The organism is Streptomyces sp. NPDC059828, from assembly GCF_042731955.1.
In the GTDB taxonomy this organism is placed as follows: domain Bacteria; phylum Actinomycetota; class Actinomycetes; order Streptomycetales; family Streptomycetaceae; genus Streptomyces.
Genome location: NZ_JBHWIW010000007.1, coordinates 174,908 through 181,036, shown reverse-complemented (window position 1 = coordinate 181,036; position 6,129 = coordinate 174,908). Strand labels below are relative to the sequence as shown.

Below are 6,129 nucleotides of genomic sequence, written 5' to 3'. Positions count from 1 at the left end.
GATTTTTGGCACGCTGTTGAGTTCTCAAGGAACGGACGCTTCCTTCGTACTCACCCTCTCGGGCTTTCCTCCGGGCGCTTCCCTTCGTGTTTCCAACCTTACCAGATTCATTTTCCGTTCCGTTCCCGGTTCGGATTCTGTTTCCAGTGGCCGTTGGAGGGCCTTTGCCTTTCGGCTGATCCGACTTTATCAGAACTTCTGAGTCGGAATTTCCACCCTCTTCGCGACGTCCTCCGTGCACACGAGTGTGTCCGGGGTTTCGCTCAGGCGGAGCCGTAAACGTACTGGAGCGGAGCAGCCGATGCAAATCGAGGGCCGCTCCGCTCCAGGATCACCCAACGGTGTGTCAGACCTCCACGACCACAGGCAGGATCATCGGGCGTCGACGGTAGGTGTCGGAGACCCACTTGCCGATGGTCCGCCGGATGAGCTGTTGCAGCTGGTGGGGCTCGGCGACGCCGTCCGCCGCGGACTTGCTGAGGGCTTCCTGGACCTTCGGGATCACCGCGTCGAACGCGTTGTCCTCGATACCGGAGCCGCGCGCATGGATGTTCGGGCCACCGACGATCTTGCCCGTGGTCGAGTCGACCACGACGAAGACGGAGATGATGCCCTCGTCTCCGAGGATGCGGCGGTCCTTGAGGGAGCTTTCGGTGACATCTCCGACCGACAGGCCGTCGACGTACACGTAACCGGCCTGGACCTTGCCGGAGATCCTGGCCTTGCCGTCGACGAGGTCGACGACCACGCCGTCCTCGGCGATCACGATGCGGTCCTTGGGGACGCCCGTCATGGCTCCGAGCTCCGCGTTGGCGCGCAGATGGCGCCACTCGCCGTGGACCGGCATGAGGTTCTTCGGGCGGCAGATGTTGTAGAAGTACAGCAGCTCGCCTGCCGAGGCGTGGCCCGAGACATGGACGCGGGCGTTGCCCTTGTGGACGACGTTCGCACCCCAGCGGGTCAGGCCGTTGATGACGCGGTACACCGCGTTCTCGTTACCGGGGATGAGCGACGAAGCCAGGATGACCGTGTCACCCGGGACGATGCGGATCTGGTGATCGCGGTTGGCCATCCGGGAGAGCGCGGCCATCGGCTCGCCCTGGGAACCCGTGCAGACGAGCACGACCTCGTGGTCCGGCAGGTCGTCCAGCGTCTTGACGTCCACGACGAGACCGGCTGGGACCTTCAGGTAGCCGAGGTCGCGGGCGATGCCCATGTTGCGCACCATCGAACGGCCGACGAACGCGACCCTGCGGCCGTATTCGTGCGCGGCGTCGAGGATCTGCTGGATGCGGTGCACATGGCTGGCGAAGCTGGCCACGATGATGCGCTTGTCGGCACCGGCGAAGACGCCACGCAGCACATTGGAGATATCGCGTTCGGCTGGGACGAATCCGGGGACCTCGGCGTTCGTGGAGTCGGAGAGCAGCAGGTCGATGCCCTCTTCGCTCAGCCGGGCGAAGGCGTGCAGGTCCGTGAGGCGGCCGTCCAGCGGGAGCTGGTCCATCTTGAAGTCGCCGGTGTGCACGACCATGCCGGCGGGGGTGCGAATGGCGACGGCCAGGGCGTCCGGGATGGAGTGGTTGACCGCGATGAACTCACAGTCGAAGGGGCCGATGCGCTCCCGGTCGCCTTCGGTCACCTCGAGGGTGTACGGACGGATGCGGTGTTCCTGGAGCTTGGCCTCGATGAGGGCGAGGGTGAGCTTGGAGCCGATCAGTGGAATGTCCGGCTTCAGTCTGAGCAGGAACGGAACGCCGCCGATGTGGTCCTCGTGGCCGTGCGTGAGCACGATGCCCTCGACGTCGTCGAGCCGGTCCTTGATCGCGTTGAAGTCCGGAAGGATCAGGTCGACACCGGGCTGCTCCTCTTCCGGGAAGAGGACGCCGCAGTCGACGATCAGGAGCCGGCCGTCGTACTCGAAGACCGTCATGTTTCGGCCGATCTCACCGAGACCGCCGAGCGGGGTGACGCGGAGACCGCCCTGGGGGAGCTTCGGCGGAGCGCCGAGTTCGGGATGCGGATGACTCAAAAGACTCTCCTCACCACGCGCGCCACGTACCGCATGGGCACGTGGCGCGCGTGACATTCATGCGCTTGCTGTTGTCATTGATGTGATGCTTGTTCAGTTGGTTCATATTCAGTTGTGAAGTCTGTGGTTACAGCTGTACCCCGCCGGCGGCGAGATCGAGCCTGAGCTGCGCGGTCTCGGCCTCGGTGAGCTCGACCAACGGCAGACGCAGCGGTCCCGCGGGCAGCCCCTGGAGAGCGAGTGCCGCCTTGGTCGTGATGACGCCCTGGGTCCGGAACATTCCGGTGAAGACCGGGAGCAGCTTCTGGTGGATCTCGATGGCCTTCTGTACGTCTCCGGCGGTGTACGCGTCGACGAGAGCGCGTAGCTCGGGGGTGACGACATGGCCGACCACGGACACGAAGCCGATGGCGCCGACCGACAGCAGCGGAAGGTTGAGCATGTCGTCGCCGGAGTACCAGGCGAGACCGCTCTGGGCGATGGCCCAGCTCGCGCGGCCGAGGTCGCCCTTGGCGTCCTTGTTCGCGACGATACGCGGGTGCTGGGCGAGGCGCACGATCGTTTCGGTGTCGATCGGCACCCCGCTGCGGCCGGGGATGTCGTACAGCATCACGGGGAGCCCGGCGCTGTCGGCGATGGCCGAGAAGTGCCGGTACAGGCCCTCCTGGGGGGGCTTGTTGTAGTACGGCGTGACGGCGAGCAGGCCGTGTGCTCCCGCGCGCTCGGCGGCGCGGGCGAGCTCGATGCTGTGGCGGGTGTCGTTGGTGCCGATTCCGGCGACCACGTGGGCCCGGTCTCCGACCGCTTCCAGGACAGCCCGGACGAGCTGGTCTTTCTCCGCATCGCTCGTGGTCGGGGACTCGCCGGTGGTGCCGTTGACAATCAGGCCGTCATTGCCTGCGTCCACCAGGTGGGCGGCGAGCCGCTGCGCGCCGTCGATGTCGAGTGCGCCATCCGCCGTGAACGGCGTGACCATGGCGGTGAGGACCCGTCCGAAGGGGGTCTGCGGAGTGGAGATCGGAGCCATGGGTAACACGCTACTCGCTGCTCAGCGGGTAGGTCCCCCTCGGGGGACGTGACGTATGCCGTGACCTGTGGAGCCCGGCACTGCCTGCTCGGGGGTTCAGGCAGTGCCGGGTCCGTTTGATCAGCCTAGATGAACTTCTCGAAACGCCGCAATACGGACACCGAGTCAGGCTGAACCGTACATCTGTCCCTTATGGGGCGATACGTCCATTCGCGTTGAACGCGGCATAGGTGAGCGGCATGAGCTTGGCCCAGTGCTCCTCCATCTTCTCGCCCACCATCTCGATCTCCCGCTGCGGGAAGGAAGGCACCTTGGCGAGTTCGTGCTGGGTGCGCAGACCGAGGAAGTGCATCAGCGAGCGGGCATTGCACGTCGCGTACATCGAGGAGTAGAGACCCACGGGCAGCACCGAGCGGGCCACCTCACGGGCGACCCCGGCCGCGAGCATCTCCTGGTACGCCTCGTACGCCTGGCGGTAGGAGTCCTCCATCACACGGCCCGTGAGGTCCTGCTGGGCCTGGGTGCCCTCGACGAAGACGTACTTCCCGGGGCGGCCCTCCTGGACCAGCTTGCGGGCCTCGTCCGGGACGTAGAAGACCGGCTGAAGCTCCCGGTAGCGCCCGGACTCCTCGTTGTACGACCAGCCGACGCGGTGACGCATGAACTCACGGAAGACGAAGATCGGGGCGCTGATGAAGAAGGTCATCGAGTTGTGCTCGAAGGGGCTGCCGTGGCGGTCCCGCATCAGATAATTGATCAACCCCTTTGAGCGCTCCGGATCCTTGGAGAGCTCGTCCAGGGACTGCTCGCCCGCGGTGGAGACCCGGGCCGCCCACAGCACGTCGGAGTCGCCGGCGGTGTGCTTCACCAGCTCGACGGACACATCGCTGCGGAAGCTGGGCTTGATGTCGGCGGGGGTGTCGGTCACCGGCGGGTGTCCTTCCAGTTGCTTCAACTCGGGCGGCGTCCCACTCTACGGCTCGGCACTCACAGCGATCGTCCGACCGTCGCGGCAGGTCCGACCGCGCCCCTTCCGAGGGGTGCCGGCCCCTTTCGGACCCCTGGGGTGGCCCGTGGCTGACCGCCTCTGTAGCCTCACCCGTCACAGCCTGTTGTGCGTGACGAGTGAGGATCAGCCGTGCCCCTGCCCTTCCTGACGGCCGACCGAGCCTTTGACACCTCTGACACCTCGACGACCGACGGCGATGTCGCACTGCCGTTCGATGACCATGACGAGTGGCGGCGGCCGTACCGCCCGGGCCCCTGGCGCGTGGCAGCCGCGGCGGTGCTCCTGCTGCTCGCGTCGTTCGTGCTCATGGCATCGTTGATCGTCGCCTTCACCGGTGCCCTGCCCGGCGCGGGGCTGTGCTTCGGCCTCGCACTGCTGGTGATCGCCGCGGCGCTGCGGCTGCTGCGCATGGGCACCTGGGTGAGCAGGCACGGTGTGCGCCGTACCGGATTCTTCTCGACATCCACCGTCGAATGGCGACAGGTCACGGCGCTGCGGACCGTGCAGCAGCCGGTGCGCTGGCTGGGCCTGCCGCGCACCGTCCAGGGGCAGGCTCTGACGCTGATCCGGGGAGGCGATGAGCCGCTGCCGCTGCTCACCGACCACAACGCGGACTTCCTCTCGCGGGTCGAGGCGTTCGACAGGGCTGCGGACGCGGTTGAGGCCTGGGGCGCCCAGTACGGTCCCGCGGCGCAGCCCGTGGCCGCCCCCGGCCAGTAGGCGCAAGGGCATTCCGTCCGGGTCGGGCCCTGCTGGGGAAGCCCGGGCCCGTGTGCCGTCAGACGCTGACGGGCTTGCCGTCATGCAGGGCGATCGCGCGCTGCATCGCCTTACGGGCGCGCGGAGTGTCCCGGGCGTCGTGATACGCCACGGCCAGCCGGAACCAGCATCGCCAGTCATCCGGCGAGTCCTCCGTCTCGGCCCGGCGCTTGGCGAAGACCGCGTCCGCCGAGTCCCGGTCGATACGACCGCCCGCGGTACGCACCAGCTCGTCGACCGGCAGCCCGCCCTCCGCGTCCAGCTCGGCCGCGAGCGCGTTGGCCTTCTGGACGAAGCGGGTGTTCTTCCAGAGGAACCAGAGCCCGATCACCGGCAGGATCAGCACCGCCACACCAAAGGTGACGGTCAGCACCGTGCCGTGCCGGAGCAGCAGCACGCCCCGGCTGCCGACCAGGACGAAGTAGACGACCAGGACGGCAGCCGTGATGACGTAGGTGATCTTCGCGCGCATGGGTGGGGTCTCAGTCCAGGTCGAGGAAGTTCTCAAGGCCGAAGGTGAGCCCGGGTGTGCCCACCACACGGCGCACACCGAGCAGGATGCCCGGCATGAAGCTGCTGTGGTGCAGGGAGTCGTGCCGGATGGTGAGGGTCTCGCCCTCCCCGCCGAGCAGCACCTCCTGATGGGCGAGCAGTCCCCGCAGCCGTACGGCGTGCACCGGCACCCCGTCGACATCCGCACCGCGCGCGCCGTCCAGCGCGGTGACGGTCGCGTCGGGCTGATCGCCGCGGCCCGCGTCGGCCCGGGCCGCGGCGATCAGCTGGGCCGTGCGAGTGGCAGTGCCGGAAGGGGCGTCCGCTTTGTTCGGGTGGTGCAGCTCGACCACCTCGACCGATTCGAAGTAGCGCGCGGCCTGGGCGGCGAACTTCATGGTGAGTACGGCGCCGATCGAGAAGTTGGGCGCGATGAGCACACCCGTCGACGGGGTGGGCGTCTCCCCACCGGAGGTGGGGGAAGCCTCCAGCGAGGTACGCAGATGCGCGAGGCGCTCGTCGGTCCAGCCGGTGGTGCCGACGACGGCGTGGATGCCGTGGCGCACACAGAAGTCGAGGTTGCCCATCACCGATGCGGGGGTGGTCAGTTCGACCGCGACCTGTGCGCCGTTCTCGACGAGGGTCTCCAGCTTGTCGTCCCGGCCGAGCGCGGCGACGAGTTCCATGTCGTCGGCGGCTTCGACCGCCCGAACCGCCTCGGAGCCGATACGGCCCTGGGCTCCGAGGACGGCCACGCGCAGCTTGCTCATTGCTTGTGCTCTCTCTACGAGTCGGACTCTGTGGGCTCTG

The 6,129-nt window shown here is 67.4% G+C and carries 7 protein-coding genes; 2 read left to right on the top strand and 5 right to left on the bottom strand.

Annotated elements, in window-relative coordinates:
* On the top strand, nt 1-202 hold a 202-nt coding region (locus ACFV6V_RS06990), incomplete at its 5' end, for a hypothetical protein (RefSeq protein WP_385560190.1).
* Nucleotides 203-346: 144 nt separating this feature from the next.
* Here the strand turns inward: ACFV6V_RS06990 and ACFV6V_RS06985 are convergent.
* The 3 genes from ACFV6V_RS06985 to thyX all read right to left on the bottom strand — a co-directional run bounded on the left by ACFV6V_RS06985 (nt 347) and on the right by thyX (nt 3,987).
* Nucleotides 347-2,032, bottom strand: coding sequence for a ribonuclease J (locus ACFV6V_RS06985; protein ID WP_385560188.1), 1,686 nt, complete (start codon nt 2,030-2,032; stop codon nt 347-349).
* Between the two features lie 127 nt (nt 2,033-2,159).
* Nucleotides 2,160-3,059, bottom strand: a complete 900-nt coding sequence (dapA, locus tag ACFV6V_RS06980; protein ID WP_385560186.1) for a 4-hydroxy-tetrahydrodipicolinate synthase — start codon at nt 3,057-3,059, stop codon at nt 2,160-2,162.
* Between the two features lie 190 nt (nt 3,060-3,249).
* Entirely contained in the window at nt 3,250-3,987 is a 738-nt protein-coding gene (gene thyX, locus ACFV6V_RS06975; protein ID WP_385560183.1) for an FAD-dependent thymidylate synthase, read from the bottom strand.
* A 210-nt stretch (nt 3,988-4,197) separates the two neighbouring features.
* Here thyX and ACFV6V_RS06970 point away from each other — a divergent pair, with 210 nt between their 5' ends.
* Nucleotides 4,198-4,788 (top strand): hypothetical protein, encoded by a 591-nt coding sequence (locus ACFV6V_RS06970; protein WP_385560181.1) that lies wholly within the window; start codon nt 4,198-4,200, stop codon nt 4,786-4,788.
* A gap of 58 nt (nt 4,789-4,846) precedes the next feature.
* On the opposite strand, the gene ACFV6V_RS06965 is transcribed toward ACFV6V_RS06970, so the two are convergent.
* The gene (locus ACFV6V_RS06965) at nt 4,847-5,299 is read right to left on the bottom strand and encodes a hypothetical protein (RefSeq protein ID WP_385560178.1); all 453 of its coding nucleotides are present in this window, start codon (nt 5,297-5,299) and stop codon (nt 4,847-4,849) included.
* Nucleotides 5,300-5,309: 10 nt separating this feature from the next.
* Entirely contained in the window at nt 5,310-6,089 is a 780-nt protein-coding gene (gene dapB / locus ACFV6V_RS06960; protein WP_385560175.1) for a 4-hydroxy-tetrahydrodipicolinate reductase, read from the bottom strand.
* Nucleotides 6,090-6,129: the final 40 nt, after the last annotated feature.

Bases quoted from the DNA above. Each gene is read 5' to 3' on its own strand.
- dapA (WP_385560186.1), bottom strand. From the start codon at position 3,059: ATGGCTCCGATCTCCACTCCGCAGACCCCCTTCGGACGGGTCCTCACC.
- ACFV6V_RS06965 (WP_385560178.1), bottom strand. From the start codon at position 5,299: ATGCGCGCGAAGATCACCTACGTCATCACGGCTGCCGTCCTGGTCGTC.
- dapB (WP_385560175.1), bottom strand. From the start codon at position 6,089: ATGAGCAAGCTGCGCGTGGCCGTCCTCGGAGCCCAGGGCCGTATCGGC.